Annotated in this window: 23 protein-coding genes; 12 read left to right on the plus strand and 11 right to left on the minus strand. The window is 74.8% G+C overall.

Features of this window, described 5'->3' with window-relative positions; translation table 11 throughout:
• Positions 1 to 131: 131 nt before the first annotated feature.
• Together AGRA3207_RS04965 and AGRA3207_RS04970 are read left to right on the plus strand one after the other, a co-directional pair.
• Entirely contained in the window at positions 132 to 1,232 is a 1,101-nt protein-coding gene (locus tag AGRA3207_RS04965; RefSeq protein ID WP_231333362.1) for a hypothetical protein, read from the plus strand.
• On the plus strand, positions 1,229 to 2,377 hold the full coding sequence (locus AGRA3207_RS04970; RefSeq protein WP_231333363.1) for a hypothetical protein: 1,149 nt from the start codon (positions 1,229 to 1,231) through the stop codon (positions 2,375 to 2,377). Before AGRA3207_RS04965 ends, AGRA3207_RS04970 begins: the two co-directional genes overlap by 4 nt.
• A gap of 101 nt (positions 2,378 to 2,478) precedes the next feature.
• Here the strand turns inward: AGRA3207_RS04970 and AGRA3207_RS04975 are convergent, their stop codons facing one another.
• Positions 2,479 to 2,856, minus strand: a complete 378-nt coding sequence (locus tag AGRA3207_RS04975; protein WP_231333364.1) for a hypothetical protein — start codon at positions 2,854 to 2,856, stop codon at positions 2,479 to 2,481.
• A gap of 1,041 nt (positions 2,857 to 3,897) precedes the next feature.
• On the opposite strand from AGRA3207_RS04975, the gene AGRA3207_RS04980 reads away from it, so the two are divergent.
• Positions 3,898 to 5,079 (plus strand): ferritin-like domain-containing protein, encoded by a 1,182-nt coding sequence (locus AGRA3207_RS04980; RefSeq protein WP_231333365.1) that lies wholly within the window; start codon positions 3,898 to 3,900, stop codon positions 5,077 to 5,079.
• On the opposite strand, the gene AGRA3207_RS04985 is transcribed toward AGRA3207_RS04980, so the two are convergent.
• From AGRA3207_RS04985 to AGRA3207_RS04995, 3 genes are all read right to left on the minus strand, one after another.
• Positions 5,072 to 6,382 carry an SUMF1/EgtB/PvdO family nonheme iron enzyme gene (locus tag AGRA3207_RS04985; RefSeq protein WP_231333366.1) on the minus strand — a complete coding sequence of 437 codons (1,311 nt, stop codon included), beginning with the start codon at positions 6,380 to 6,382 and terminating at the stop codon, positions 5,072 to 5,074. The two genes, AGRA3207_RS04980 and AGRA3207_RS04985, sit on opposite strands and share 8 nt — an antisense overlap.
• 118 nt (positions 6,383 to 6,500) lie before the next feature.
• Positions 6,501 to 6,959: an SgcJ/EcaC family oxidoreductase gene (locus AGRA3207_RS04990; protein ID WP_231333367.1), complete on the minus strand. Its 459-nt coding sequence runs from the start codon at positions 6,957 to 6,959 to the stop codon at positions 6,501 to 6,503.
• Positions 6,960 to 7,053: 94 nt separating this feature from the next.
• Positions 7,054 to 7,812: an IclR family transcriptional regulator gene (locus tag AGRA3207_RS04995; RefSeq protein WP_231333368.1), complete on the minus strand. Its 759-nt coding sequence runs from the start codon at positions 7,810 to 7,812 to the stop codon at positions 7,054 to 7,056.
• Between the two features lie 113 nt (positions 7,813 to 7,925).
• On the opposite strand from AGRA3207_RS04995, the gene AGRA3207_RS05000 reads away from it, so the two are divergent.
• The 3 genes from AGRA3207_RS05000 to dmpG are packed head-to-tail and all read left to right on the plus strand — an operon-like array spanning position 7,926 to position 10,650.
• On the plus strand, positions 7,926 to 8,720 hold the full coding sequence (locus AGRA3207_RS05000) for a 2-keto-4-pentenoate hydratase (RefSeq protein WP_231333369.1): 795 nt from the start codon (positions 7,926 to 7,928) through the stop codon (positions 8,718 to 8,720).
• The gene (locus AGRA3207_RS05005; RefSeq protein ID WP_476692277.1) at positions 8,717 to 9,631 is read left to right on the plus strand and encodes an acetaldehyde dehydrogenase (acetylating); all 915 of its coding nucleotides are present in this window, start codon (positions 8,717 to 8,719) and stop codon (positions 9,629 to 9,631) included. The genes AGRA3207_RS05000 and AGRA3207_RS05005 overlap by 4 nt, the downstream gene beginning before the upstream one ends.
• Complete coding sequence (gene dmpG, locus AGRA3207_RS05010; RefSeq protein WP_231333370.1) at positions 9,628 to 10,650, plus strand: 4-hydroxy-2-oxovalerate aldolase; 1,023 nt, start codon at positions 9,628 to 9,630, stop codon at positions 10,648 to 10,650. The genes AGRA3207_RS05005 and dmpG overlap by 4 nt, the downstream gene beginning before the upstream one ends.
• A 74-nt stretch (positions 10,651 to 10,724) precedes the next feature.
• Here dmpG and AGRA3207_RS05015 read toward each other — a convergent pair whose 3' ends face one another.
• Genes AGRA3207_RS05015 through AGRA3207_RS05025 form a run of 3 tightly spaced genes read right to left on the minus strand, consistent with a single transcriptional unit; the run spans position 10,725 to position 14,728 of the window.
• A complete protein-coding gene (locus AGRA3207_RS05015; RefSeq protein ID WP_231333371.1) occupies positions 10,725 to 12,326 on the minus strand; it encodes a phospholipase C in 1,602 nt (533 codons plus the stop codon).
• 9 nt (positions 12,327 to 12,335) lie between these two features.
• Positions 12,336 to 13,532, minus strand: a complete 1,197-nt coding sequence (locus AGRA3207_RS05020) for a Dyp-type peroxidase (RefSeq protein ID WP_273700004.1) — start codon at positions 13,530 to 13,532, stop codon at positions 12,336 to 12,338.
• Positions 13,529 to 14,728: an EfeM/EfeO family lipoprotein gene (locus tag AGRA3207_RS05025; protein WP_231333372.1), complete on the minus strand. Its 1,200-nt coding sequence runs from the start codon at positions 14,726 to 14,728 to the stop codon at positions 13,529 to 13,531. Before AGRA3207_RS05025 ends, AGRA3207_RS05020 begins: the two co-directional genes overlap by 4 nt.
• Before the next feature lie 137 nt (positions 14,729 to 14,865).
• On the opposite strand from AGRA3207_RS05025, the gene AGRA3207_RS05030 reads away from it, so the two are divergent.
• The 6 genes from AGRA3207_RS05030 (at position 14,866) to AGRA3207_RS05050 (ending at position 19,309) form a co-directional block, all read left to right on the plus strand.
• Entirely contained in the window at positions 14,866 to 15,486 is a 621-nt protein-coding gene (locus AGRA3207_RS05030) for a CBS domain-containing protein (protein WP_231333373.1), read from the plus strand.
• Positions 15,487 to 15,623: 137 nt separating this feature from the next.
• On the plus strand, positions 15,624 to 15,701 hold the full coding sequence (locus AGRA3207_RS40190) for a putative leader peptide (protein ID WP_420830902.1): 78 nt from the start codon (positions 15,624 to 15,626) through the stop codon (positions 15,699 to 15,701).
• Between the two features lie 48 nt (positions 15,702 to 15,749).
• The gene (locus AGRA3207_RS05035) at positions 15,750 to 16,757 is read left to right on the plus strand and encodes an ABC transporter substrate-binding protein (protein ID WP_231333374.1); all 1,008 of its coding nucleotides are present in this window, start codon (positions 15,750 to 15,752) and stop codon (positions 16,755 to 16,757) included.
• On the plus strand, positions 16,754 to 17,533 hold the full coding sequence (locus AGRA3207_RS05040; protein ID WP_231333375.1) for an ABC transporter ATP-binding protein: 780 nt from the start codon (positions 16,754 to 16,756) through the stop codon (positions 17,531 to 17,533). Before AGRA3207_RS05035 ends, AGRA3207_RS05040 begins: the two co-directional genes overlap by 4 nt.
• Positions 17,530 to 18,390, plus strand: coding sequence for an ABC transporter permease (locus tag AGRA3207_RS05045; RefSeq protein ID WP_231333376.1), 861 nt, complete (start codon positions 17,530 to 17,532; stop codon positions 18,388 to 18,390). Before AGRA3207_RS05040 ends, AGRA3207_RS05045 begins: the two co-directional genes overlap by 4 nt.
• Positions 18,391 to 18,421: 31 nt before the next feature.
• Positions 18,422 to 19,309, plus strand: coding sequence for a TauD/TfdA dioxygenase family protein (locus tag AGRA3207_RS05050; RefSeq protein WP_231333377.1), 888 nt, complete (start codon positions 18,422 to 18,424; stop codon positions 19,307 to 19,309).
• 71 nt (positions 19,310 to 19,380) lie between these two features.
• On the opposite strand, the gene AGRA3207_RS05055 is transcribed toward AGRA3207_RS05050, so the two are convergent.
• The 4 genes from AGRA3207_RS05055 to AGRA3207_RS05070 are packed head-to-tail and all read right to left on the minus strand — an operon-like array spanning position 19,381 to position 26,076.
• Entirely contained in the window at positions 19,381 to 20,607 is a 1,227-nt protein-coding gene (locus AGRA3207_RS05055; RefSeq protein WP_231333378.1) for a hypothetical protein, read from the minus strand.
• Positions 20,604 to 23,588 (minus strand): DEAD/DEAH box helicase, encoded by a 2,985-nt coding sequence (locus AGRA3207_RS05060; protein ID WP_231333379.1) that lies wholly within the window; start codon positions 23,586 to 23,588, stop codon positions 20,604 to 20,606. Before AGRA3207_RS05060 ends, AGRA3207_RS05055 begins: the two co-directional genes overlap by 4 nt.
• Positions 23,536 to 24,720, minus strand: coding sequence for a protein kinase family protein (locus AGRA3207_RS05065; protein WP_231333380.1), 1,185 nt, complete (start codon positions 24,718 to 24,720; stop codon positions 23,536 to 23,538). Before AGRA3207_RS05065 ends, AGRA3207_RS05060 begins: the two co-directional genes overlap by 53 nt.
• A gap of 3 nt (positions 24,721 to 24,723) precedes the next feature.
• Positions 24,724 to 26,076, minus strand: a complete 1,353-nt coding sequence (locus AGRA3207_RS05070; protein ID WP_231333381.1) for an AfsR/SARP family transcriptional regulator — start codon at positions 26,074 to 26,076, stop codon at positions 24,724 to 24,726.
• Positions 26,077 to 26,124: the final 48 nt, after the last annotated feature.

Genomic DNA, 26,124 nt, shown 5'->3' on the forward strand with positions numbered 1-26,124 from the left:
AAATGATCATGTCAATGGGACGAAAGTGCAATCTGTGATTCAAATCACCGCAGCCTTTGTGGACGAGTCGATCTTTCGCATGGACACTCCAGTAATCATCTGCTTGACCAAGCGCAACGAAAGGAGTCGACATGAGGCGGAACAAGGGCATGGTCACGGCGGTGGCCGTGGCCGCGGGCGTTCCGGCGCTGATGTCGGGACTCGCCGGGACGGCCGGCGCGGCCACCGCCGGAGAACCGCGGGCGCACATCAAGAAGTACACCGGCCCCGAGCTCATGCGGGCGCGGCGCCACGTCGACCGGCTTCAGCGGTCCGAGACGGAGGCGCAGGCGAAGGTCCAGGAGCACCTCGACGACGCCGCCCGCAACGGCAGGCTGGTGGACCAGAAGCAGCTTCAGATCACCTCGGTCCCCGATCCGTTCGCCTCCGGCGAGAAGATCACCGTCGTGTGGGAGGGGCGCTCCGCGCCCGAGGAGGTCCTGTACTCGCGCAAGGAGCACTCCTCCGGCTCCGGCTACAACACCGCGATGGGCATCCAGCTGGGCGGCGGCGACACGTCCGGCCTGCCGGAGGAACGCGTCCCCGGCAAGTCGCCGGCAGAGGGCTCCGCGGGGTACGACGCGGTGTTCAAGCACACCGACAACACCTACCTGGCGAACAACGCGTGCTCGACGGGCTGGTTCAAGCCGCACTACGACAGCGAGCGGGACCACAAGATCGTCTCGTGCTTCGAGAAGTACGCGCTGCGCAACACACCGGTCTGGTACTACAACCGCTGGACGCTGTGGACGCCCGCCCCGACACCGTTCGGCATCAAGGCCGAGACCGTGGACATGGAGGTCTCCGCCCGTCCGTGGAAGGGGCGCGAGGCCAACGTCAAGCAGCTGGCCGACTGGGTCCCGCGGGCCCCCAAGGACAAGTGCGACACCAAGACGGAGTTCACGCTGAGCGGCGGGGTGCCGGGCATCAGCGGCTCGGTGACGATGCCCATCAACACGTGCGAGAACTACTGGCTCAACGTGAGCGCCGGCGAGGGCACGCAGAACCGCATGACCATCGACTTCGACGGCAAGCGCACCAACCAGATGTACATGGACATCGCGGGCAAGTATGACGCGAAGGACAAGAACGTCGTGATCGATCTGGCCGACCGCAACTACGTGCAGCTCAGCTACTGCACCCTGACCCTCTGCCGGCAGGAGACCTGGGAGAAAGCCGACAGCGGGTGGTGAACGGGCGGCACCTCCGGCGCGCCGTCCCCGCCCTGCTGACCACCGTGACGGTCCTGGTCGCCGGCTTGTTCGTCACGGCGCGGCACGGAAGCACGGGCGACGGCGCGCGGACGACGGCGGTCCCGCACCCGGCGGGCGCGACCTGCAAGGAACAGCCGACCCGGGAGCCGTGCGGCCAGCTCGTCATCGACGGGCGGATCCGGCGGTACGCGCTGCTGCCCGCGGGCCGCGCCGCGACCGCGGACACGGTTCTGGTCGACTTCGGCGGGCCGGGCAGAGCCGCACTCTCCGGCGAGATCGGACTGGGCCGCTTCAAGGCGGCCTTCGCGGAACTCGGTGAGCGGTACAACCTGCTCGTCCTCGAAGAGCCCTGGGTGACGCAGGAGACCGATCCCGGGTGCGCGGCGGCGCTCAGCGGCTACTACCGGGCGGCGCGTTCGGCACCGCGGGACGTCCGCGCCGCCGGTGAGGAGATGGCGCGCCGTTGCGGCCTCGCCGGGGGCGCGCCGATGTGGGGCTTCGACGCGCGCACCTTCCAGCAGGTCGTCACGGGCGTCACGCAGAGCCGGGGGCTGAGGCTGCGCGGATTCATCGGGCACTCCTGGGGCGCCATCCGGCTGGCACACCTGAGGACCACCGTCGTCGACTGGGCTGTGCTGGTCCGGCCCTTCCCGGTCGGCGTGGGCGGGCCCGCCCTGATCCGTGAGCGCGCACGGCTCCTTGCCGGGGACTCCGCGGGCGTTCCGTGGCGGCCTGCGACCACCCTGCCCGAGCGCTCGCTCCCGGTCACCGTGTTCGACGAGGCGTCGGCCGTCGTCGCCGCGGGCGACGCCGAGGCCGGACGGACGGCCGGGATCCTCAAGCGCGACCCCGGGCAGGTCGCGCGGCTGTCGGACGACCTGTGGAAGCGGTACGGCGTCGGCTCGCTCTCACCGGCGAACCTGGCGAAGTTCCAGGAGGTCTGCGCGGCGACCGGACCCGCGCCCGGCGGGCTCTCCGAGATCAGGACCGCCCGAGACGTGCTCATCGCGCAGCATGCCCCCGTGCGGCGCGATCCCCCGACAGAAGATGACGCTCGACCGGCTTCCGTCCAAAGGTGTGCGCGGTGGTGTCCCCTAAGGACACGGTCACGCCTTCCCGTCTGATCCGTTCTGCGCTCAATTGGTTTCGGACGCGGATCCGGTCGAACGCCCGCACGGTTCCGTGGACGGTCTCGGCCAATGTCTGAAAGGAGTCCTTTAGCGACTCAGCGGCACCGTACCGACACGATTATCTTCGCGGAGCGATGACCCTCGGAGTAGGGGATATCGGCCACCGCGATCTCGGCCCGCCGCCCGGCGGAAAGGCAGTCCGGGCGGCGGCCTTCCTGCCATCGGCCCGACCCGTCTTCCCAGGGTGTCGGCTTCACCAGCCCATAGGACGGCGACCTGGCCGCCTCCGAGCCGTCGGCATGGAACGCGGCCTGCAATTCGTCGGAGGACACGGCCGTGAACGTACCCCGCACGACGCGTGGTTTGGCCTCCTGCGTCGCCTGGTAATGGAACACGGCTCCCCCGGCGGCGGCTCCGGTACAGAACAGTAGGAGCGCCAATCCGATACGCCGTGATTGCATGGCGGGCGGCATGGCGGCAACGGTACACCAGAATTCGGGACATCGACCGCGGAGGCCGTCACGCGGCTATCGGGTCATTCTCGTTGGAACGATGCATTCCGCGTGGCGGTCACACCGTGTCCGACATCGTGCCCGCCGCCCGCCGAGCCGAGCGCCGCATTGGCCGGGGCCGGTTCTTCGCCGGGCACAGGAGGGCAGGCGGCGCCTCCACGGCGGCCGCAGGCGAGTGTGGGCCGACGTCCGGCTGAGGGGTAGCGGTGATCGGTCCTACGGGATGAGCGCCCGGCGGCGCTGGCCCGCGGCGGCATCGACGCCTCGGCGCCGGTCGGCCCCGCACCGGGCGGCGGGCGCGCAGCGGCGGCTCCATCGGGATCTTCCGGTCGCGCGGCGTGTCCGCTTGGACATATCAGGCCTCAACGTCCGTCGAGCCCGACGACATCTCCCGCGAGAGGTTCGCCTGCCCGGGTGGCGGTCCGGTGCGGGTCGCGCTTCCCGCGCGGCGGACCCGCCGCCCGCGCCAATGAGGTGATGCGGCGAATGCCCCCGAAGAAATGAACTGAACCGCATCAGTAAGCCGCGCAGTCGTGCCAGAACGTTACCGCCGACGTTCGCGACTTTGGCGGAAATTTTCAGAATGGCTCTGGCCGACGATTCCTGGCCGTATCAGGCCAGCCGGGCGCCGATCACCGCGGCGGGTGCCCGCGCGGCGGCGCGCGGTGCGCTGGGGAAGGGGTTTCGGCCCGTTGCGGCGGCCGCGGCGGCCCGTTCGGCGAACGTTCCAATATCACTTTCCATTCGCATGCGTATCGCACATCGGGCACGGATCCGAGCCTTCTGTGAAGGAGGACTCAGTGGTCACCGCCCGCCCCCTTGCCGCGCCAAGACATTGGTGGGATCGTCGCAATCGCAGGACGAGATCAGCTGACAGCGACGTGCCCGAAAAGGACGTGGTATGGCGCATCCACAAGCCGTCGACGACGCCGGCTTCCGCGCCCCGGCGGGGGCGATCATCACCGTGGGGCACGCGCCGTGACGCCGGCGACCGTCCCGATCGTGGACCTCACGGACCTCGGCTTCGAGGAGGGCGCGCACCTGCTGGTGCGGCGCGCGCTGAAGGACCTGCCGCCGGGCGCGGAACTCGGCGTCGCCGGCCGCGGCCGCGACCTGCCCGACCGGCTCTCGGAATGGTGCGGGGAGCACGGGCACGGCGTGCGGCCGGCCGACGACCCGGACTCCGGCGTCCGCGCCTGGGTGGTGCGCGGCACCGGCGACGGCCGCTGGGCGGAGGCGCGGCGGGCCGGGGGCCCGGCGCCGGACGGGATCGTCCCGCGTGCCGATCCGGGCTGGGGCCTGGCGGCGCGCGGCGCGCTCGTCGAGCCCGGTGGGCCCGCGCTGCCGTGCGACCTGATCGACCGGGACCTGATCTGGGCCGACATCGCGCCGGGCCTGTACACCAGCGCGGCGGCGGCGCAGTGGAACCCCGACGTGGCGATCCCCTGGGACGCCGAGTTCACGCTCCCGGACGAGCTCGAGCGGGCCGTCGTCCAGGTCATGACGTACCTGGCCGAGAACGAGCAGGCGGCGCTGATCGTCCCGGCGCGGCTGCTCGGCCGGATCCACCCGCACTTCCGCGAGGTCCAGCAGCTGCTCGCGGTGCAGGTGGCGGACGAGGCGCGGCACCTGGAGGTGTTCAGCCGCCGGGCGCTGCTGAAGGGCCGCGCCCTCGGCACGTCGTCGGCGGGCGGGCGGGAGTCGCTGGCCACGCTGATCGCCGAGCCGGACTTCTCGCTCGCCTCGTTCCTGCTGTCGGTGCTCGGCGAGGGGAGCCTGCTGAACCTGCTGAGCTTCCTGGACCGGCACGCGCCCGACCCGGTCACGCGCCAGGTGACGCGCCTGGCGCGCCAGGACGAGGCGCGGCACGTCGCGTTCGGTGTGGCGCACATCCAGCATCAGGCCGCCGTCGATCCGGGGCTGCACGGGCGGCTGCGGGCCGCGGTCGAGCGCCGGCACGACGCCCTGTCGGGCACCGCCGGGCTCGGCGAGGACGTCCTAGAGGCCCTCGTGGTCCTCGCCGCCGGGGAGTGGACGCCCCGCGGCGTCCGGCGCGGCTACGAGAGGGTGCGGCTGCTCCAGCGGGAGATGTACGAGGGCAGGCGGCACCGCCTGATCCGGCTCGGCTTCCCCGCCGACGAGGCGGCGGAGCTGTCCGCGCTGCACACCCGCAACTTCATGTAGGCGCGTCTGCGGGGGCGGTCACCGCGCAGGTGCGGAAGCCGGCCGCCACGTCCCACCGGCCGGGGGCCAGGCCGTCGCGCATGGTGGACCGGACGTGCCGGCCGCGTGTCGCCCAGCCCCCGCCGCGCAGCGTCCGCCGCCCGCCGGGGAACCGCCCGGGGCTCGCGGCGGGGGCGCCGGGCCCGGCGTTCGGGTAGGCGGCGAAGTCGCTCGCGGTCCACTCCCAGACGTTGCCGATGAGCTGCCGGCAGCCGCCCGGCCCCTCCCCCGCCGCGCAGGCGCCGACGTCGACCGGGCCGCTGGAGCGCCAGTCGGTCACGCCGGTCTTGGCCGCGGGCGGCTCGTCGCCCCACGGGTAGCGCGGACGGTCCGGAGCGCCGCCCGCCGCGGCGAACTCCCATTCGGCCTCGCCCGGCAGCCGCCGCCCGGCCCACCGGCAGTACGCGGCGGCCTCCCACCAGGAGAGGTGGCTCACCGGCAGGTGCGGCTCCAGGTCGACCCAGGTGTCGAAGTGGCGGCGCCGCCAGCCGCCCCGCCCGCCCCGCCAGTACCGCGGCCGGGTCGCGCCGGTCGTGGCCAGCCAGGCGCCGCCGTCCGGCCACAGCCGGGCGTCGGAGTAGCCGCCGGCCTCCACGAACTCCGCGTACTCCGCCTGCGTGACCGCGGCCCGGGCCATCGCGAACGGCGCGACCTCGACGACGTGCGCCCACTCCTCGGCCTCGTGGACGAACGGCTCGGACATGCGGGCGCCGAGCAGGAACCGGCCCCCGGCGAACTCCGCGTCGCCCGACAGCGCGCCGGCGTGGCCCGCGGGCGGCTCGGCGCCGGACAGGCCGGGCAGGAAGGGCGGCGGATACCCGAGGGTCTGCCGGGCGGAGGTGAGCGCCTCGGCGCGGGCGTCGTAGTGGTGCACCGTGCGGCGGGCGAGATGGCGGACGACGTCGGTCGCGTCCGGGCGGGTCACCTCCTCCGCGACCCGCTCCGCCACCGTGCGGGCGTAGGCCGCGATCACCGCCACCGGAGGCAGGTCGAGCCGCCAGCGCGTGTCGTGCGGGACGGCGGCGCCGTCGTAGAGGGCGTCGGCGGACTCCAGGGCGGGCGCCTCCCCGCACGCGTCGCGCAGGACGGTCTTCTCCTGGAACCAGGCGAGGTGCCCGACCTCCCACAGCGGCGGGTTGACGGTCGGCAGCAGCGGCACGGCCAGCTGGTCGGCGTCCAGGTCCGCGACGAGCTGCCACGCCCGGGTGGCCGCGTCGATCACCCACCCTGCCAGTTCGCCCGCCGAGGGGGCACTGGGCCGCAACGGCGCCTCCCGAGTCCAGAATCGCCGGGCTGGTTCCTCCGTTTTGCTCGCAGCGTATTCCGTCCGGCACATATCGGCCAGGACGCTTCAGGGTGACCTGGAGGTGACTCTGACGGCGTCACCGCCCGGTGGTGAAGACGGGCCTGGTCTCCGCGCCCGCCTCCAGCTCGTCGTCGGGGGCAGCCGTGTTCTGCGCGGCCGCCAGCCGCCACCGCCCGTCCTCCTTGGACAGGATCCACAGGGGCGAGCCCACGTCGCGCCCGCCGGGCGTCTCGTACACCTGGCGCAGCTTGACGGCGGCGACGTCGGGACGGACGAACAGGACGTGCTCCAGTTCGAACGCGACCGTCATGCCCTCCATCCCGCCGGGCAGCACCTCGCGGGTGAACGCCTCGATCTCGTCGATGCCGAAGAGCCGCTTGCCGCCGCCCGTCGTCCAGACCGCGTCGGCCCGGAAGAGGGCGAGGAACTCGTCGGGAAGCTCGTTGTTCTGGGCGTGCTCGACCGTGGCGACCAGCCGCCCGATCGCGGCGATCTCCGTCTCGCGGGCCCGCGGGCCGATGTCCGTCCTGTCCATGACGATCACTCTGGGACGTCAAGCGCGCTTGAGGTCAAGCCCCCGGCCGGTCCTCGCCCGCGGCCCCTCGCCGGCGGCGGTGACGGTGCCCCGCTCAGCTGGATCGGAGACGGTCCCTCTCCCGCAGCGCCCGGGACAGGGTGAGCGCCGCGGTGTGGACGGCGGGGGCGACGGCCGTCAGGCGCATCCGTCCCGACCGCCCCGACACCGACAGCGCGCCGAGGGCCTCGCCGTCCGGGCCGAGGACCGGGCTCGCGGCGCAGACGATGCCGAGGCCGGACTCCTCGCGGTCGTAGGCGACGCCCTCCTCGCGGATCCGGTCCAGCTCCCGGGCCAGCAGCCCCGGCGCGGCGACGCTGCGGCCGCTCGCCCGCGGCAGCCCGGCGTCGAGGACGGCCCGCACGACGTCCGGCGGGGAGAACGCGAGGATCGCCTTGCCGACCCCGGTCACGTGCGCCGGGAGCCGCCCCCCGACCTCCGACGGCATCGGCGGGCCGCCGGGCGAGCCGAGGATCTCGACGTAGACGACCTCGGCGCCCTCCAGGACCGCCAGGTGGACGGTCTGCCGCGTCGCCTCCCGCAGGTCGGACATGTACGGGACGGCCGCGTCCCGCAGGACCCGCTGGCGGGGGACCCGCTGGCCGATCTCGAACAGCCGCAGCCCCAGCCGCACCCTGGTCCCCTGCCGCTCCAGCAGCCCGGCCTCCACGAGGTCGAGCGCGATCCGGTGCGCCGTCGACCTCGGCAGCCCGCTGCGCCGCGCCAGCTCGGCCGCGCCGAGGCCGTCGTCGTCCGCGCGGAACGCGGTCAGCACCGCGACCGCGCGCCGGAGGAAGGAGCCGTCGGACGTCATGCCCCCACTGTAGGAGGAGCCGGAAAGGGACGTCCCACCTGGCGGGACGCGGACGTTGCCGCACGGTGCCCCGCGGGGCGAGGCTCGGTCGCGACGACGATGAAAGGACCCCCATGGACGCGGACTCGGTGGAGAAGGCCGCGGGCACGCTGCTCGACGCGTACGCCGGCGGCACTCCACTCCCCCCTCTGACGGCGGGCCATCCGGATATGTCGGTCGCCGACGCCTATGCGATCCAGTTCGCCCAGGTGTCGGCGTGGACGTCCGGCGGCGCGCGGATCAAGGGCCACAAGGTCGGGCTGACCTCGGCCGCGATGCAGCGGCAGCTCGGCGTCGACCAGCCGGACTCCGGGGTACTGCTGGACTCGATGTTCCTGCCCGAGAACACCCCGATCGACCCCGGCCGGTTCCTCCAGCCGCGGATCGAGCCGGAGATCGCGTTCGTGCTGGGCCGCCCGCTGCGCGGGCCGGGGGTGACCGCGGCCGACGCCGTCGCCGCCGTCGACTTCGTGCTGCCCGCCCTGGAGATCATCGACTCCCGGATCGCGGACTGGCGGATCACCATCGCCGACACGATCGCCGACAACGCCTCCAGCGGCGGCGTCGTGCTCGGCACGGGCCCCGCCCGGCTGGACGCGCTGGACCTCGCCCTCACCGGGTGCCTGCTGCACCGCGGCGGCGAGCTGATCGACACCGGCGCGGGCGGCGCCGTCCTCGGCTCGCCGGTCAACGCGCTGGTGTGGCTGGCCAACGTGCTCGGCGAGCGGGGGGAGACACTGGAGGCCGGGCACGTGGTGCTGCCCGGCTCGGTCACCGCGGCCGTCCCGGTCGCGCCCGGCGACGTCTTCACCGCGACGTTCGGCGGGATCGGCTCCGTGACCGCCCGGTTCGGGAGGGAGCGGACATGAGCGGAGGACCCATGGACAGGCTGACCGCGGCGATCGTCGGGCCCGGCAACATCGGCACCGACCTGCTCGTCAAGCTGCTGCGCAGCGAGCTGATCGACGTCCACTCGATGGTCGGGGTGGACCCGGCGTCCGACGGGCTGGCACGCGCCCGCACGCTGGGCGTGCCCGCCTCGGACGAGGGCGTGGACTGGCTGCTGGCGCAGCCGGACCTGCCCGACCTGGTCTTCGAGGCCACGTCCGCGAAGGCGCACCTGGCCAACGCGCCGCGCTACGCCGCCGCCGGCGTCACCGCCATCGACCTCACGCCCGCCGCCGCCGGGCCGTTCGTGTGCCCGCCGGTGAACCTGGACACCCTGTCGGACGCCCCGAACCTCAACATGATCACGTGCGGGGGGCAGGCGACGATCCCGATCGTGCACGCCGTCTCGTCGGTGGTGCCGGTGTCCTACGCCGAGATCGTCGCGTCGATCGCCTCGCGGTCGGCGGGGCCCGGCACCCGCGCCAACATCGACGAGTTCACCGAGACCACCGCCCGCGCCATCGAGCAGGTCGGCGGCGCCGCCCGCGGCAAGGCGATCATCATCCTGAACCCGGTGTCGCCGCCGATGATCATGCGGGACACGGTGTACTGCGCCATCCCGGCCGACGCCGACACCGCGGCCGTCTCCGCCTCGATCGAGGCGATGGCCGCCGAGGTCGCCGTCTACGTCCCCGGCTACACGCTGCGCGCCGAGCCGCAGTTCGACGGGCCCCGCGACATCTGGAACGGGATGGCCCGCGTCGCGGTGTTCCTGGAGGTCCGCGGCAACGGGGACCACCTGCCGCCGTGGGCGGGGAACCTGGACATCATGACCGCCGCCGCGGCCCGCGTGGGCGAGCAGCTGGCACGCAGGAAGGTCGCCGCCACATGAGCGAGAAGATCAGGATCACCGACTCCACGCTGCGGGACGGCAGCCACGCGATGGCGCACCGCTTCACCGAGGAGCAGGTCCGCGGCGTCGTGCACGCCCTGGACCGCGCGGGCGTGGAGGTCATCGAGGTCACGCACGGCGACGGGCTCGGCGGCTCGTCGTTCAACTACGGCTTCTCGCTGGAGGACGACATCTCGCTGGTCGCCGCCGCGGTGGACGAGGCGGCCGCCGCGAAGATCGCCGTCCTGCTGCTGCCGGGCCTCGGGACCGTGGAGGACCTGCGGAAGGCGCACGGGGCCGGCGCGTCCGTCGCCCGGATCGCCACCCACTGCACCGAGGCGGACGTGTCGCTCCAGCACTTCGCCGCCGCCCGCGACCTCGGCATGGAGACCGTCGGTTTCCTGATGCTCTCGCACCGCGTCGGGCCGGAGGCGCTGGCGGCGCAGGCCCGGATCATGGTGGACGGCGGCGCCCAGTGCGTCTACGTCGTCGACTCGGCGGGCGCGCTCGTCCTCGGCGACGCGCAGGAGCGGATCAGCGCCCTGGTCAGGGAGATCGGGCACGAGGCGCAGGTCGGCTTCCACGGCCACCAGAACCTCTCGCTCGGCGTCGCGAACTCCGTCCTGGCGCAGCAGAACGGCGCCCGGCAGATCGACGGGGCGCTGTGCGCCCTCGGGGCGGGCGCGGGCAACTCCCCCACCGAGGTGCTCGTCGCGACGTTCGAGCGGCTCGGCGTCCCGACCGGCGTGGACGTCCAGGGCGCGCTCGCCGCGGCCGACGACGTGGTCAAGCCGTTCCTGCACCGGCTCCCGTTCGCCGACCGCGGCGCGATCACGCAGGGGTACGCGGGCGTGTACTCCAGCTTCCTGCTGCACGCCGAGCGCGCGGCCGAGCGCTACGGGGTGCCCGCGCACGAGATCCTGCAGCGGGTCGGCGAGGCCGGCTACGTCGGCGGGCAGGAGGACATGATCATCGACGTGGCGCTCGGGCTGGTCGCCGAGCGGGACCGCGCGTCCTGATCCGGCGCGGGGGGCGGGCCGGCCCCGCCTCCCGCACGGGCCCGGCCTTCCGCACGGCCCGCCTCCCGCACGGGTCAGCGGGCGGGTGCCCCGGTCCGCGGGTCGAGGACGAGCCTGCCGGCGCGCGGGCGGCGGAGGTCGAACAGGCCGTCCAGCGTGCCGGCGCGGGCGTCGAAGGACGCGTCGCCGACTCGTCCGAGGCCCCAGTTGTCCTCGATGAACCTCAGCACCGACGTCTGCTCGGTGAAGCGGTGATCGACATGGTTCACCCTCGCGTACGGGGAGACGACGAGCAGCGGCAGGCGCTGGCTCGGGCCGCAGCGGTCCTGGTACCCGCCGGCGGGCGGCGGTCCCGCCGCGCACTGCGGGGAGTCGGCCGCCGCGTCGGCCGAGCCGTTGAGGATCACCGGCGCCCGGTGGTCGTACCAGCCGTCGGAGTCGTCGTAGGCGAGGACGATCGCGGTGGATCGCCACTCCGGTGACCGCTGGATCCGGTTGACGGCCGTGACGACGAAGCGCTGCTCGTCCAGCGGGTCGGAGTAGGCGGCGTGCCCGTCCTGGTAGGCGGGGGCCTTGAGGAAGCTGACGGCGGGCATGTGCCCGGCGCCGAGCGCGGTGTCGAAGTCGGCGAGGTCGTACTGGTGGTTGGCCTGGTCGGTGCGGCCGATCGCGGCGGGCGAGGACGGCGGCAGGTGCTTCTCGTTCGCCGTCGAGGCGTAGTACTGGAACGGCTCGTGGTGCGGGACGTAGTCGACGACGGGGTTCCCGCCGATGTTCTCGTGGGCCGCGCCGCAGACCGCGTACCCGTTCGCCTTGCCCGTCGGCCGGAACCCGCCCTGGAACCAGCCCCAGGTGACCCCCTGGGCGTTGAGCAGGTCCCCGACGTTCCGGCCGGTCATCACCGCCAGGTTGTTGTGGGCGGTGTGGTTCTTGGCCGAGCAGTCGTCGAAGGCGGGCTGCGGGTCGTTGATGACCGTCCCGACGCCGTTCCCGTCCGGGGACTGGACGACGGTGGCGTCCGTCACCCGCTCGTGGGTGTAGGGGTCCACGGCGTGGGCGCCGTGGGTCTGGCCGGAGACCAGGTCGAGCGCGCCCGGCGTGGACGGCCCGAAGACCGTGTCCCACGAGGCGTCGCTCATCGCGTAGTGCTGCGCGTAGTTCCACATCGCGGTGACGGTGTTGCCGTCGTAGTAGTCCATGACCAGGCCGGGCGCGCCGTAGAGGATCGGCTGCCCGGTGCACTTGTCGTGCTCGGTGAACTCGACGAACCGGTCCATCCGCCCGCCGTTCACGGCTTTCTGCTCGTTGGCGTACGAGTGGTCCTGGTCGCAGGTGAGCGCCTGCTCGTGGGTGAGGCGCCTCGGGTCGTACCGGTTGGGGTTGTGCTCGCGCAGCCGCCTGGTCAGCCCGTCGACGCGGGGGGTGTGCCGCGCCGGGGCGAACCTCGTCCCGTCGGTGTTGGCGGCCTTCGGGTAGGTGCCGAAGTAGTGGTCGAAGGAGATGTTCTCGCCGAAGATGACGACGACGTGCTCGATCGGCGTCCGGGGGCCCCGCGGCGCGCGGGCGGCGGTGCGGGCCGTCCCCTGCCCGCCGGGCGGGGCGCACCCCGGGACCGCCGCGAGCGCGAGCGCCGCCGCCGCGCCGGCGGCCCGCCGCCTCCACGTTCCCGGGCCCATGCCGCGACCTTAGATGATCAGACCGCGGCCGAGGAAGCCCGACGCGTCGCGCACGCCCGGGAGCACCAGGAAGTAGCCGCCGCCGAACGGGCGGACGTAGTCGGTCAGCGGCTCGCCCGCCAGCCGGTCCTGCACCGCCTCGAACTGGCGCCGCAGGTCCCGCTGGTAGGCGGTGAAGATCAGGCCCATGTCGAGGTCGCCGGCGCCGTCCACGCCGCGGTCGTAGCTGAAGCCGCGGCGCAGGATCCGGCTTCCGGAGGTCGCGGGCGTGCGCGGGTTGGCGCGCCGGATGTGGCTGGTCAGCGGGATGACCTCGCCGGCCGGGTCCTCGGCGTAGCGGGGCTCGTCGGTCTCGCGGACGCCGTCCAGGGGCGCGCCGGTGTCGCGGGCGCGGCCGAACATCCGCTCCTGCTCGGGCAGCCCGACCCGGTCCCAGAACTCCACCAGCATCCGGATCAGCCGGATCGCCGCGTACGTGCCGCCGGCCGGGCCGTCCCGGCCGTCGAGCCAGACCAGCCGGTCCATCTCGCGGGGGTCGGACGCGTCGGGGTTGGCGGTGCCGTCCTTGAAGCCGAGGAGGTTGCGGGGCGCGCCGTCCGGCCGGGGCGGGCCGGAGAAGCCGCCGATCCGCCACCGGAGCTGCGCGGCGCCGCGGGTGTGCCGGGTGATGTCGCGCAGCGCGTGCACGACCGTGTCCTCGTCGTCGGCCGACAGCTGGACGCTGAGGTCGCCGTGGCACCAGCCGGGTTCGAGCGCGTCGTCGGGGAAGGTCCGCATCGGCACGAGCCCGGACGGCCTGCGTGCGGCCAGCCCGTAGCGGTCGTCGAACAGCGAGGCGCCGACGCCGACCGTCACCAGCAGCCCCCCGCCCGGCACGTCCGGGCCGAGGACGCCCGAGTCGGCGGGCGGCGCGGCGATGCCGGGCTCGTCGGGCGGGCCGCCGGAGGTCAGGGCCCGGGCCCGCGCGGTGAGCGCGCGCATGAGGTCGGCGAGCTCGGCCCGGCCGCCGGCGATGACGTCGAACGCCGCGACGACGGTACGGCGCCTCGGCTCCTCCAGGACGCCCGCCTGGTGCTCGCCGTGGAAGCCTCGCGCGGGGGGCGCGGGACGGGCCGGACCCGCGGCCGCCGATCCCGCCGCGAGGCCCGCCGCCCCGGTGGCCCCGGCGGCGAGCGCGCCGCGCAGGAACGTCCGCCTGCCGGTCACCGGCCACCTCCCGTGACAGGGGGCGTGGGGGGTCGTGCACCCGCGGGGGTGCGCCTCGGCTCGGCGATGGTGGCGACGGACGCCAGCAGCTCGACCAGCCGCCCGGCCGTGCCGTTCAGGCGCTCGCGCTCCTCCCTGGACAGCCGCGCGAGCGACGACCACCCCTCCAGCAGCGCCCCGAGCCGGTCCATCCAGCGGTCCACCTCGCCCAGGGCGGGGAACCGCGGGCGCAGGACGGGGCGGAGCAGCCCGACGACCTCGCGGGTGCCCGCCAGGTCCGCCGCCGCCGTCCGCAGCGCGGTGCCGCTGCCCTGGTCGGCGGCGCCGGTGAGCTGGAGGCGCAGCGTGTCCTCCAGGATCTCGTGGGCGCGCAGCGGGAGGTCGGCGGGGTCGACGCGCTCGCCCGCGAACGCCGTCCGCAGGGCGCGGACGTCGCGGGCGAGACGGTCGGCGACCGGCGCGAGCGCGGCCATCGGCTCGCCGCGCCACAGCCCGCGCTCCAGCCGGTGGAAGCCGGTGAAACCCGCGTCGCGGACGCCGCGGGGCAGCCCGTCCGGCAGGCCGTCGACGGCGTCGCCGAGGTCGCCGAACGCCCCGTAGGCCGCGCCCAGCCGCGCGTAGGCGAGATGGGCGGACGTCCAAGCGGCCTTCGCGGCGCGCCGGTCCCGCAGGCGGACGGCGGCGCGCAGCCCGTCCGTCCTGGCGGCGAGACGGCCGAGCCCCGCCGCGACGTGCCGCTCGTACGCGCGGGCCGGGCCGTACAGGTCGTTCTCGCCGACGGGGACGACCGCCGGGCCGCCCCGTCCCGGCCCGGTGACGCGGACCGGCGGGCCCGTCACCGGGTCGACGGCGCCGTGGTCGGCGCAGCGGAGCGCGTACACCCCGGCGCCGAGCCGGACGCGCATCGGGCGGACGGTCCCCGGCGCGAGACCCTCGATCTCCGCGTACACCGCGCCGCTCCCCGCGTCGACCAGCGCGACCTCCGCGACGGCGCTGCCGCCGTTGCGCAGCATCAGCGTCTGCCGTCCCGCGCGTGCGGGCGTCCAACCGGCGCCGCACCGGCCCGCCGCCGCCTCGACCACCCCGCGGGCCGCCATGCCGCGCGCGGGCCGCCCGGCGCCGCCCGCGGGCAGGCCGTCGCCCGCGGCCGCCGCCAGCAGCAGCGCCGCGCCGACGATCACGAAAACCGCACGCATGTCGCCGACACTCTAGAACCGGCGGGGCGCCGCGTCCGCCCGGACACGTGGCGGCGGCCGGAGAGGCGGCCGCCGCGGCGACGCATACGACGGTCCGCGTGAGGGGAGAGGGTGGGGGACGAGCAAAGGAGAACGCCATGCTGGTCCGAGAGGCGATGACGTCCCCCGTCGTGACGATCCCGCCGGGCGCGACCGTGCGGCAGGCCGTCCGCGTCCTGGACGAGCACGAGATCACCGCGCTGCCCGTGGTGGACGGGCGGCGGCTGGTCGGCATCGTCAGCGAGATGGACCTGCTGCGCGGCGAGTTCGAGGCCGACCCCCGCGCGTTCGCCCGCCCGGTGGCGACGCCCGGGACGCCGTCGCCCCGCCACGTCGGGGACGTCATGACGCGGGACGTGCGGACCGCCCGCCCCACCACCGACGTCGCCGAGCTGGCGGAGATGATGATGCGGACGCGGATCAAGAGCGTCCCGGTCCTGGACGGCCCCGACATCGTCGGGATCGTCGGCCGGCGCGACCTCGTGGCGATCCTGGCGCGCGGCGACGCCCGCATCCGCGACGACGTCCTCGCGGCCATCGCCGAGTACGGCGCCGCGCCGTGGGACGTGTCCGTGGACGACGGCGCCGTGGAGCTGCGCGGCTCGGCGGGCGAGTCCGCCCGGCGGATCGCCGAGGTGCTCGCCCGTACCGTCCCCGGCGTCACCCGGGTCTCCGTGCGGGCCCCGGGCGCGGGGCCCGCCTCCCCTCCCGCGCCGTAGTGGGCGCGGCGGGGACCGGCCCGCACCGGCCCCACCCGGAGGGCGCCGTTCGACCGGAGCCGCAGTCGAACGGCGATTCTCGATAAAAATGGTAGGAATAGTTGATTTCGGGCGGGTCCGCGTGTTCTGATACCGGCATGCGTGTTCGGCTCTACCTCATCCGGCGGCGCCACGTGGACCTCCTCCGCGTGGCCGCCGCCTGCTGTCCGGCCTGACGATCTTCCAGGCCGTCCGCCGAACCACGCCCAGGGAGCGCTTTCCCCATGTTCAAGAAGATCCTCGCGGCCGTGCTCGCGGTCGCGGCGGCCGGGTGCGGCACGTCCGCGCGCGGCGCCACCGCAGGTGTCAAGATCGGCTACTTCCAGGGGGCCGTCACCGGGCCGGAGGCCATCGTCGCCGCCGACCCGGGACTCGCCTCCAAGGTGCCGGGCAAGATCGAGCTGCGGCCCATCGACAGCGGGGTCGCCGGCATGGCGCAGCTGCGCGCCGGGGCCTTCCCGTTCGTGTCCGGCGTCGGGAACCCGCCGTTCGTCGGCGCGTTCACCAGCGGCACCGACGTGCGGGCCGTGTACGTCCTCGGGATCGACGCCTCCGGGCTGGCCGTCCGGGACGGCGTCTCGGCGGGAGACCTGCGGAAGGTCGGCGTGCTCGTCGGCTCCACCCTGGACTTCCAGCTCCGCGGCTGGCTGACGTCGCAGGGCCGCACCGGGAAGGTGCAGGTCGCCGCCTTCGCCAGCGAGGCCGCCGAGGCGGCGGCGTGGAAGGCGGGCAAGATCGACGCCGTCTACATCAGCCAGTCGTACCTGCTGGACCTGCAGAAGCACGGCGCGCGGGTCCTGGTCCGCTCGACCGACATCGCCAAGCTCGGGTACGCGGCGGTCAACATGCTCGCCGTGTCGTCCTCCTACGCCGAGAAGCACCCGGACGTCGTGCAGGCGCTCGTCTGCCAGATCTCCAAGGCGGCGGCCCTCGTGAAGGGCCCGGAGGCGGAGAAGTACATCAGGCCCGCGGCCCGGTTCCAGGGCGTCAAGCCCGAGGACGCCATCGAGGCCACGCGGACCTACCCCTACATCCCGGCCGCGGAGGAGGCGTCCTGGCTCAAGGGCCCGGACGGCAGGGTCGCCTCCGGCCGGCTCGTCAAGAACTTCACCCTCACCGCCGGGTTCCTCGTCGCGCAGGGCCGCGCGAAGAGCGTGCCCACGCCGGACGAGATCGCCGCCCACGTCGACCCGCGGTTCTGGGACAAGGCCCAGGCGGGAGGCTGCACGTGAGCGCCGTCGAGGCACCGCCCGCGACCGGGGTCCGGCTGCGCGAGGTCCGCAAGACGTTCAGCCGCCGGCGCCGCCCGGGCCGCGTCGCCCTGGACGGGGTGTCCCTGGACGTCGCGCCCGGTGAGTTCCTGTGCCTGCTGGGACCGTCCGGATGCGGCAAGTCCACCCTCCTGAACATCCTGGCCGGGTTCACGCCCGCCGACTCCGGGGAGGTGCAGGTCGGCGGCAGGCCGGTCGAGGGGCCGGGTCACGAGCGCGGGGTGCTCTTCCAGACCCCCAACCTGTTCCCCTGGCTGACCACCTGGCAGAACGTCCTGTACGGGCCGAAGGCGCGCGGCGCCCTCACCGCGGACGTCCGGGACGAGGCGGCGGAGCTGCTGGAGACCGTCGGCCTCGCCGACGCGCGCGACGCCTACCCGCACGAGCTGTCCGGCGGCATGCGGCACCGCGCGGCGTTCGCCCGGGTGCTGATCAACCATCCGGGCGTGCTGCTCATGGACGAGCCGTTCGGCGCCCTGGACGCCATCACCCGCGCCGGCATGCAGCGGTTCCTGCTGGAGCTGTGGCAGCGGCGGCGCACCACCATCGTGTTCGTCACCCACGACGTCGAGGAGGCGGCCCTGCTGGGCGACCGGGTGTGCGTGCTGTCGGCGCCGCCCGGCGGCACCAAGGCCGTCCTGGACATCGGCCTGCCCCGGCCGCGCTCCTACGAGGACACCGACACCCTCGCGTTCGTGAACGCCAAGCGCGGCATCCGGGAGGTGCTGGAGCGATGACGACGGCGACCGGGCACGACCCCGGGCGCACCGCCACGCCCGCCGCGCCCGACGCGCCCGCGGTCGCGCCCGCCGCACGGCGGCCGCGGTCGTACCGCAGGATCTGGGCGGGCGCCGCCGCGCTCGGCCTCGCCCTGGTGCTCTGGGAGGCGGCGGCGCTGGTCATCGGCGACGCGGTCACGCTGCCGACCGTCACCGAGACCGCGCGCACGTTCGCCCGTTATCTCACCAGGCCGTACCCGGAGGTGCAGGGCAAGACGCTGCTGGAGGACGCGCTCATCAGCACCGGCCGCATCCTCGCCGGGTTCCTGCTCGGCACGGCCGCGGGCCTGCTGCTCGGCGCGTCCATGGCGGGCGTGCGGGTGGTCCGCGAGCTGGCCGACCCGATCATCGGGGTGATGCGGCCGCTGCCGCCGATCGCGTTCATCCCGCTGCTGGTGGTCTGGTTCGGCATCGGCGAGACCTCCAAGATCGCGCTGATCTTCTTCGGGGTGCTGCCGGTGGTGACGGTCGCGACGCTCGGCGCCCTGGACGCGGTGCCCTCCGACCTGCTGAACGCCAGCCGCAGCCTCGGCGCGTCGCCGCTGCGCACGATGCTGCACGTGCGGCTGCGCGCCGCGGTGCCCGGCGTCATCACCGGGATGCGCCTCGCCATGGGCGGCGCCTGGACCGCCATCATCGCCGCCGAGATGATCGCCGCGACCGGCGGCGTCGGCTTCCTCATCCTCCAGGCCGGCAACTACCTGCAGACCCCGCTGATCTTCAGCGGGATCGCCGAGATCGCCGTTCTCGGCTTCGCCTTCGACGGGCTGCTCCGGCTGCTGCTGCGGCTCGCCGACCCGACCGTCCGCCGCTAGATCGACCGTCCGCCGTCAGAAGGGAAGATCCATGTCCGAGCTCCGTCAGATCGGCGGCCGGATCGGCGCCGAGTACACCGGCACCGACCCGAACGCGCTGTCCCTGGACGAGATCACGACCGCACTGCGCCGGCACAAGGTGCTGGTGTTCCGCGACGCCGGCCTCGACGACGAGGGCCATCTCCGCTTCGCCTCCCGGTTCGGCCGGCTCACCAAGGCGCATCCGACCGTGCCGTCCGTGGACGGGCAGCCCGACATCCTGCCGGTGCGGGGCGAGGAGGGCGTCCGCTCCAACACCTGGCACACCGACGTCACGTTCGTCCGGACGCCGCCGAAGCTGAGCACGCTGCGCGCCCTGGTCGTCCCGCCGTACGGCGGGAACACGCTCATCGCGAACGCGGCCTCCGCCTACCGCGACCTGCCGCGGCTGCTGCGGGACTTCGCCGACCGGCTGTGGGCCGTGCACACCAACGACTACGACTACGCCGTCCCGAGGACCAACGCCGAGAAGGCGGCCGAGTACCGGAGGGTGTTCGTGTCGCGCACCTACCGGACCGCGCACCCCGTCGTCCGGGTGCATCCCGAGACCGGCGAGCGCGGGCTGTTCATCGGCGGGTTCGCACAGAAGATCATCGGGCTGTCGGGCAGCGAGTCGCGGGACGTGCTGCGGATCCTCCAGTCCTACGTCACCCGCCCGGAGAACATCGTGCGCGTCCAATGGAACCCGGGCGACCTCGTGCTGTTCGACAACCGCATCACCCAGCACTACGCGCCCGACGACTACGGCGACCTGCCGCGCGTCCTGCACCGCGTCACCGTCGCCGGGGACGCCCCGGCGGGCGTCACCGGGGACGTCAGCTACATCCTGGAGGGTGACGAGGCCGCCCACTACACCCCGGTGCCCGAGCTGGCCGCCTGACGGCCCGCCCGGGGGCGCACTCGCCTGAGCGGCGCCCCCGGGCCGGCCCGCCCGCCCCGCCGCGTGCCGGGTCACAGGCCGTCGAGCAGCCTCGCCAGGTCGCGGCGCCCCGCGTCCGCGGCCATCCGGCGGACGGCGGCGGTGCCGACCCGCCCGAAGCCGAGCTGCACGCCGAACGACCCGAGCCGGGCCGCCACGTCCCCGGCGTCCGGACGCGCCCGCGAGCCGACGTAGGAGCCGGCCCGGTCGAGCAGGACGCCGCGGCGGAGCCCCTCGTCCGGGCACCAGACGTGGAAGAAGTCGTTGCCGAGGACCGTGAACGTCCCGAGCCTGCCGGGCGGCAGGCCGCCGTCCCCGTCGCCGAACGCCGCCGCGGGCAGCGTCACGCGCAGCATCCCCTCCGCCGTCCGGGCGAGGCACGACTCCTCCAGCCCGCGCCTGCGCAGCCACTCGCGGACGCGCCGCTCGTCCCGTCCGCCGCGCGCGTCGGCCTCCTCCGCCTCCACCACACCGGCGATCTCGGGGCTGTGCTCGCAGATCGCGGTGACGTCCTCGTCGGCGGTGTCGGCCGCCTGCGTGTAGGCGAGGTAGCGGGTCCGCCCCGTCCCCTCCACCGCGCGCACCAGGTAGACGGGCAGGTGCAGCGGCTCCGGGTCGCCGACGCGCGCGGGCGACTCGACGCGCTCCGGCAGGTTGAAGCGGTCGCGGTCGCGCAGCGCCGCGAGATCGGCGAGGGCCCGGTCGCTGAACATCCGCAGGCTGTACACCGGGCGGAACGCGGGGCCGTCGCGCCGCGCCGCCACCTCCATGACGTCCTGCGGCGACAGCAGCCCGACCCGCGACGAGTCGTAGTAGGGGCGGGTCAGCGGGCGGGAGCCGAACGCGTCGAAGTAGAGCCTGCGGCGGTCCCGCTGGGTGCGGACGTAGCGTTTCCCGTCCCGGACGGACTCGTGCCCGATCGGGGTGAGCGCGACGCGTCCGGCCGAGTCGCCGGTGATGTGCCCGATCCGCGACAGCACGCGCAGCGCCCGGTCGACGAGCGTCTCGTCCAGGGAGAGGAACCGCGCGAGGTCGGCGGCGTTGTCCAGCCCGGCCCTGGCGATGCCCAGTTCGATGAAGCGGTCGATCAGCCAGTAGTCCTCGGCCTCCCGGACCTCCGCCTCGATCTCGACGCACCACAGCGGCAGCAGCATCGGGAACAGGCGCGTCGGCGTCACCCCCCGGGTGAAGGCGGCGTCCTCCAGCGCGCGCGTCTCCGGGTAGCGGATGAGCCTCGTCGCGGCGGTCTCCGCGGTCACGCCCGGCCTCCCCTGTTGAGCTTGGTCACCTGGTCGAGGACCTCCTGGTACTGGCGGACGTCGCCGTGCGCGGCCGCGTGGTCGCGCAGCGCCCCGGCCATCGCGCGGAACGGCACGTCGCGCGCCGTGGTCAGCGTCGTGACGTCCCCGACCAGGACGAGCTGGCGCCGGGCGCGGGTGAAGGCGACGTTCGCCCGCCGCAGCTCCTTGAGGAACCCGACCCGCCCGTCGGTGTTGGAGCGCGTGAACCCGTACAGGACGACGTCGCGCTCGCCGCCCTGGAAGGAGTCGACGGTGCCGACGTGCAGCTCGGCCGCGTCCGCGCCGATCCGCCGCGCCAGCGCCGCGGTGATCTTCGTCGCCTGGGCCCGGTACGGGACGATGACCGCCCAGTCGCCGCCGGTCCGGTGGTAGTGCAGGGCCAGCTCGTACAGCAGCCTGGCCTCGGCCTGGTTGACGTATCCGGCGCGCCCCCAGCGCTCCCGCGCCTGCCCGGGCCGCTCGAAGCGGCCGCCGCCGGGCAGCCGCGCGGTGTCGACGAGCGCCAGCGGGCGGGCGAACAGCGCGTCCCGGTGCTCGCGTTCGACGTCGGTGACCAGGACCCCGTCGTAGAAGGCGGCGGAGACGAAGTCGGCGATGGCCCTCGGCATCCGCCGCTGCCGCGTGAGCCGGACGACGTGGTCGCGCGGCAGCCGCGCGGCCAGCCGTTCGAGCGCGCTCACCCCCAGCAGCTCGCGGACGGCGTCGTCGCCGGCCGTCCTGCCCCACGCCTCGACGTCGGAGTCCAGGAACGGCGGGAGCTGCTGCGGATCGCCCACCAGCACGCCCCGCCTTGCGCGCGCCAGCGGCACGAGCGCGTCCGCCACGCCGATCTGCCCGGCCTCGTCCACGATCGCGAGGTCGAAGTCCACGCCGGACAGCTCCGGGCGGGACGCGGCGCCGATGCACGTCGCGGCGATGACGTCGGCGTAGCGGACCAGCTCCGGGTAGAGCTGCTCGGCGGCGCCCGCGACCTCGCGCCGCCACTCGGCGAGCAGCCTTGCGCGGGCCTCCAGCAGCGGCAGGGTGCGGTGCAGCCACTGGAGCAGCCGCGCGAGCCCGGCGTCGGGGCCGGTGCCCGCGCCGGGGCCGGGGCCGGTGTCGTCGAGGGACGGCGGCAAAGCCACGGCCGCGACGGCGGCGGACGCTTCGAGCGCCGCCTTCCGGGCGGCCGCGCGGCAGCCGTCCAGGCGGAAGGCGGCGGCCTCTGCCGCATCAGCCGCCGCGCGGACCGACGGGTCGGCGCGGGTGGCGGCGTCCAGGTCCCGCGCGGCTGCGGCGAGCGCCCCGCACGCCGCGCTCCACGCCTGATGGCACGCGCGGCCCTGCTCCTCCCCGGCCGCCCGCCGCGCGTCCAGGAACGCGGCGAACCTCCCGAAGAGGACACCGAGCACCGGCCGCCGGGCCCACGACCTGGCCTGCTGGACGCGCCGCCCCTGGCGCTCCGCGCACCGCAGGTGCCGGTCGAGCGCCCGGCGGTGCGCGTCCCGCTCGGCGGTGAGGGCGTCGACGCGGGCCTGCGCCGGGCCGCCGACCGCGCGCCGGACGGCGTCGAGCCGCTCCCCGGCCCGGGCCTGCCCGTCCCGCGCGGCGTCCAGCTCGCGGACGCGGGCGTCCAGCTCGGCGGTCCAGCCCCGGGCGGCGTCGAGCCCGCCGTAGCCGTCCTCCGCCCGCGCCGCGGCGTCGGCGACCCGGCCGCGCAGCTCGGCGACCCGGCGTTCCAGCAGGTACGGCCTGCCCTCGGCGGTGACGCTGCCCTCGTGGCCCACGCGGACCACCTCCAGGTGCGCGGGCAGGCGGGCCAGCACGTTGTCCACCGCGCGGTGGGTCTTGGAGGTGACGAGGACCCGCTCCCCCTGCGCCGCGGCGGCGAGGGCGAGCTGGCTGATCACCCGCGTCTTGCCCGTCCCGGGCGGGCCGAGGACGACCAGCACGTCCTCGGTCGCCGTCCCCTTCTCGAACGCCTCCAGCTGGCCGCCGAGGTCGAGGTCCTCGGCGGGACGCGCCCGCGCGGGAGGGATGCGCCGCACCCGTCCCTCGACGATGGCCGGGAGCAGGGTGGTGTTGTGCGCCTGCCGCGACCGCAGCAGCGCGACGGTCTCGGTCTGCTTGGCGTACACGACCCGGCTCGGCGTCGCCTCCAGGTGCCCCTGGCGGGCGTCGCCGAACCGCGCCCACGCGACGGCCTTCTCGAACCGGACGGTCACCGCGTCCCGGTCCACGCGGGTGACCTGCCCGCGCAGCCCCGGCTCGCCGTGCACCTGGACGAACGCCCGCTCCTCGGGCCGCGCCGCCCCCACCATCCTGAAGACGTAGACCGAGCGGGTGCCGTGCCGCCGCTCCCCCGTCGAGGCGACGTCCCGGTACGGGTAGAGGCGGCCGGAGTCCGGTGCGTCCTCGCTGATCCGCTCGGTGGCCTCGATCGTCCGGTCGAGGGTGTCCAGGAACGCCGCCTGCCCGGGGGTGAGCTCCGGGACGCCGCGGACCGCGGCCAGCCGGTCGCCGAGCAGCCGCCACTCGGCGGTCAGCGGGCCCCAGTGCGAGTCGGACGGGCGGGGGATGGCGTGGACGTCGAACGCCAGCCGCCACAGCGCGGGCCTGACCAGCAGGCAGCCCCGGGCGAGCCGCTGGTGGTCGCGCATCCGGATCGGGTTGACCGAGGCGATCGAGTAGGCGTCCCTGTACTTCGGCGTCAGGAACAGCCGGACCGTGCAGGACGGCAGGTACAGCACGAGGCTGGGGTCGCCGCCCGCGCGCTTCGGCTCGTCGAACGTCGCCGCCACGCCGTCCGGCATGTCGTTGAGGGCCTGGACGAGCCGCCCGGGGTCGGCCATCGGGCGCAGGTGCGGGTGGTCGAGGGCCAGCGCCCGCGTCCTGCCGGCCAGGCTGTCACCGGGGACGAGGGTGAGGGGGCCGGGGAGGCGGACTGGACGAAACGTCATAGGTTCCTCGGGAGAGGTCGTCACGGGCGGCCCGGAAGGCGGCCCCCAGCGTGCGGGCGTCCGGGCGGCGGGCGGGGTCGGGCGCGAGCGCGCCGTCCAGGACGAGGCCGAGCCGCTCGGGCAGGCCGGGGACCAGGCGGCCGAGGGGCGGTGGCGCCGGGAGGGCCGGGAGGCGGCCGGTCAGCAGGTGGTGGACGAGGGCCGCGAGCCGGTAGGCGTCGGTGGGCGGGCCGGGCGGCGCGGACTGCCGCCGCCGTTGCTCGGGGGCCTGGTAGTCCGGCGGTCCCTCGCCCGGCTCGGGCCCGCGGGCGGCGAGGCCGAGGTCGCGCAGGACGAGGCGCCCCCCGTCGAGCACGATGACGCCGGGGCGGGTGAGCGCGCGGTGCGCGAGGCCGCGGCCGTGCAGGTGCGCGAGGGTGGCGCACAGCCCGGCCAGGCCGCCGAACAGGCGGGCCAGGGCGAACGCCCCCGGATCCTCGCCGGGCTCGACCACCGTGTCGAGGGACTGGCACGGGCGCCCGGCGAACTTCGAGACGGGCCAGGTGACGATGAGGGTGGCCGTCCGGCCGTCGGGCGAGCCGTCGTGCCGGAGGAGCTCCGGCACGCCCTGGACGCCGCCCAGCCCGGTCAGCAGGTCGCGTTCGCCGGACAGCGCGGCGAGCGCGCGCCGCGCCGCCGGGGTGTCCTCGCGGACGGCGACCTGGCGCAGCCACGCGTACCGGGGCCCCTCCCGGGGACGGCGGTCCCGCCCGCGGCGGGGGCGCCGCGCGGTGGCGGGGCCGGGCCCGGGGGCACGGCGCAGGGCGCATGCCTCCCGGTGGACGGCGGAGCCGTCGCGGGACGGGCGCTCGCCGAGGTGGAGGTCGTGCAGGAGGTAGGACTCGCCGCCGAACTCCAGGTCCGCGCCGCCCCGCCAGTCGCGCGCCCCGCCGGTCCCGGCGGTCTCGCCCGCGGGGATACGGACCGGGAGGATCGGGCCGTTCCGGGGGGTGGTCCCCCCGCCAGACTCCGGCCCGGCGCCGTCGCCTCCGACATGGGTCGTGAACTGGTCACCGAAGATCAGATCCCCGTTGACGATCAGCCATCCGTCGTTGCGGAGGTGCCCGCCACGGGGCCGGGGAGGCTCTTCCATGGCCTACCGGTGATAGTTCTTTATCGAGGTGCCGAGGATGTTGTCCCCCCGCTGATAGTACTGGCCGAAATTGGTGATCTGCCCTTTTTCGTGCTCGGTGAACCTTCCGGCGAGAATGGCCGCCACGTCCTCCGCCAGTGTCCCGTCGCGGGCCACCACATCGGCGAGCTGAGCGTGCAGAGTATCGGGGTCGGGCGAATTCCGCCACGCCTCGGGGAGATCGCTCACCGCCTCATGAATCTGGAGGACGCGCCACAGTTCCCTGGCCCGCGCGGACGGGACGGCCCCATTCGCGTTCTCGGGGGCGCGGCCGGTGAGGACCGGCAGCGCGGGCGCGAGAAGATCGAGCATCTCTCCCGCGATATCGGGCTTTCCGGATGATGACATGCGGGCTCCCTCGGCGGTCGCTTCGGTGTTCTCTCCGGTGGTTCGTTCGGCGTCCTCCCGGGCGGCGGCGCGGGTGTCCGCGCCGGTGCCCGCGCCGGGGTCCGCGCCGGTGCCCGCACGGGCCGCCGAGCCGGTGGCCGCTCCCGGGTGCGCTCCGGGTGGCGCCGCGACCCGGGGGCGCAGCGTCGGGTCGTCCTCGACGATGCGCCGGTAGAGGTCCCGTGCCGCCGGGTCGGGGCCGGCCGAGTAGCGCCGCTCCACGCGGCGCTGGAACCGCTCGTAGACCTCGATCACCCGCTGCCGGTCACCCGCCAGGTGGCAGGCGCGCATGAGGTGCAAGGCGAGCTGCCGGTTCAGCGGGCGCGCCTGGTGGAGCTCCTCCAGCTCCGGAACGAGCCGGGGCCCGTGGCCCAGCCGTATCTCCGCCCCGAGGCACGCCACCAGCACCTCGTGGTACTGCATGACCAGCTCCTTGCGGACGCCGTCCGCCCAGTGCCCGTCCAGCCCGGCCAGGGCCTCGTCGCCGCGGCCCGCCACGGGACCCTGCCGCCACTCGGCGAGCGCCTCCCGGCCGAGGGCCGCGATCCCCGGATCGTTCCCCGCGTCGCCGCGCGCGACGAGCGGGCGGAGCCGCCGCGCCCGGACGCGGAACCGGTGCAGGTCGACGTCGCCCGCCCTCGCCGTCATCCGGTAGCGCGGGTCCTTCTTGGGGATCAGCTCGTTCGCCCCGGGCTCCCCCCGGCCGAGCGCGTTGCGCAGGTTCCGCACGCCGGACTGCACCGTCTCCTGCGGCGTCGAGCCCTCCCGCAGCCCCTCGTGCCAGACGCGCTGGAGCAGCTGCGACGGGGTGACCGGCCGGCCCTCGGCCTCCAGCAGAACGGCCAGCAGAAGCTGTTTCTTCGGGCCCCCGAGTTCGACTGGACGGCCATCGGATTCGGCCTCGACGGGACCGAGCAAGCGGAATCTCATGACGTCTCACCCCAGACGGGAGCTGCGATCGCCGGAATCCCGCCGGAC

Source organism: Actinomadura graeca (assembly GCF_019175365.1).
Lineage (GTDB): Bacteria > Actinomycetota > Actinomycetes > Streptosporangiales > Streptosporangiaceae > Spirillospora > Spirillospora graeca.

Coding starts and splice junctions, on each gene's coding strand:
- AGRA3207_RS04995 (WP_231333368.1), bottom strand. CDS start 7,812: ATGACGTCCGACGGCTCCTTCCTCCGGCGCGCGGTCGCGGTGCTGACC.
- AGRA3207_RS05045 (WP_231333376.1), top strand. CDS start 17,530: ATGACGACGGCGACCGGGCACGACCCCGGGCGCACCGCCACGCCCGCC.
- AGRA3207_RS05030 (WP_231333373.1), top strand. CDS start 14,866: ATGCTGGTCCGAGAGGCGATGACGTCCCCCGTCGTGACGATCCCGCCG.
- AGRA3207_RS05060 (WP_231333379.1), bottom strand. CDS start 23,588: ATGACGTTTCGTCCAGTCCGCCTCCCCGGCCCCCTCACCCTCGTCCCC.
- AGRA3207_RS04965 (WP_231333362.1), top strand. CDS start 132: ATGAGGCGGAACAAGGGCATGGTCACGGCGGTGGCCGTGGCCGCGGGC.
- AGRA3207_RS04975 (WP_231333364.1), bottom strand. CDS start 2,856: ATGCCGCCCGCCATGCAATCACGGCGTATCGGATTGGCGCTCCTACTG.
- AGRA3207_RS05025 (WP_231333372.1), bottom strand. CDS start 14,728: ATGCGTGCGGTTTTCGTGATCGTCGGCGCGGCGCTGCTGCTGGCGGCG.
- AGRA3207_RS05000 (WP_231333369.1), top strand. CDS start 7,926: ATGGACGCGGACTCGGTGGAGAAGGCCGCGGGCACGCTGCTCGACGCG.
- AGRA3207_RS05065 (WP_231333380.1), bottom strand. CDS start 24,720: ATGGAAGAGCCTCCCCGGCCCCGTGGCGGGCACCTCCGCAACGACGGA.
- AGRA3207_RS05005 (WP_476692277.1), top strand. CDS start 8,717: ATGAGCGGAGGACCCATGGACAGGCTGACCGCGGCGATCGTCGGGCCC.
- AGRA3207_RS04990 (WP_231333367.1), bottom strand. CDS start 6,959: ATGGACAGGACGGACATCGGCCCGCGGGCCCGCGAGACGGAGATCGCC.
- dmpG (WP_231333370.1), top strand. CDS start 9,628: ATGAGCGAGAAGATCAGGATCACCGACTCCACGCTGCGGGACGGCAGC.
- AGRA3207_RS05050 (WP_231333377.1), top strand. CDS start 18,422: ATGTCCGAGCTCCGTCAGATCGGCGGCCGGATCGGCGCCGAGTACACC.
- AGRA3207_RS05070 (WP_231333381.1), bottom strand. CDS start 26,076: ATGAGATTCCGCTTGCTCGGTCCCGTCGAGGCCGAATCCGATGGCCGT.
- AGRA3207_RS40190 (WP_420830902.1), top strand. CDS start 15,624: ATGCGTGTTCGGCTCTACCTCATCCGGCGGCGCCACGTGGACCTCCTC.
- AGRA3207_RS05035 (WP_231333374.1), top strand. CDS start 15,750: ATGTTCAAGAAGATCCTCGCGGCCGTGCTCGCGGTCGCGGCGGCCGGG.
- AGRA3207_RS05015 (WP_231333371.1), bottom strand. CDS start 12,326: ATGGGCCCGGGAACGTGGAGGCGGCGGGCCGCCGGCGCGGCGGCGGCG.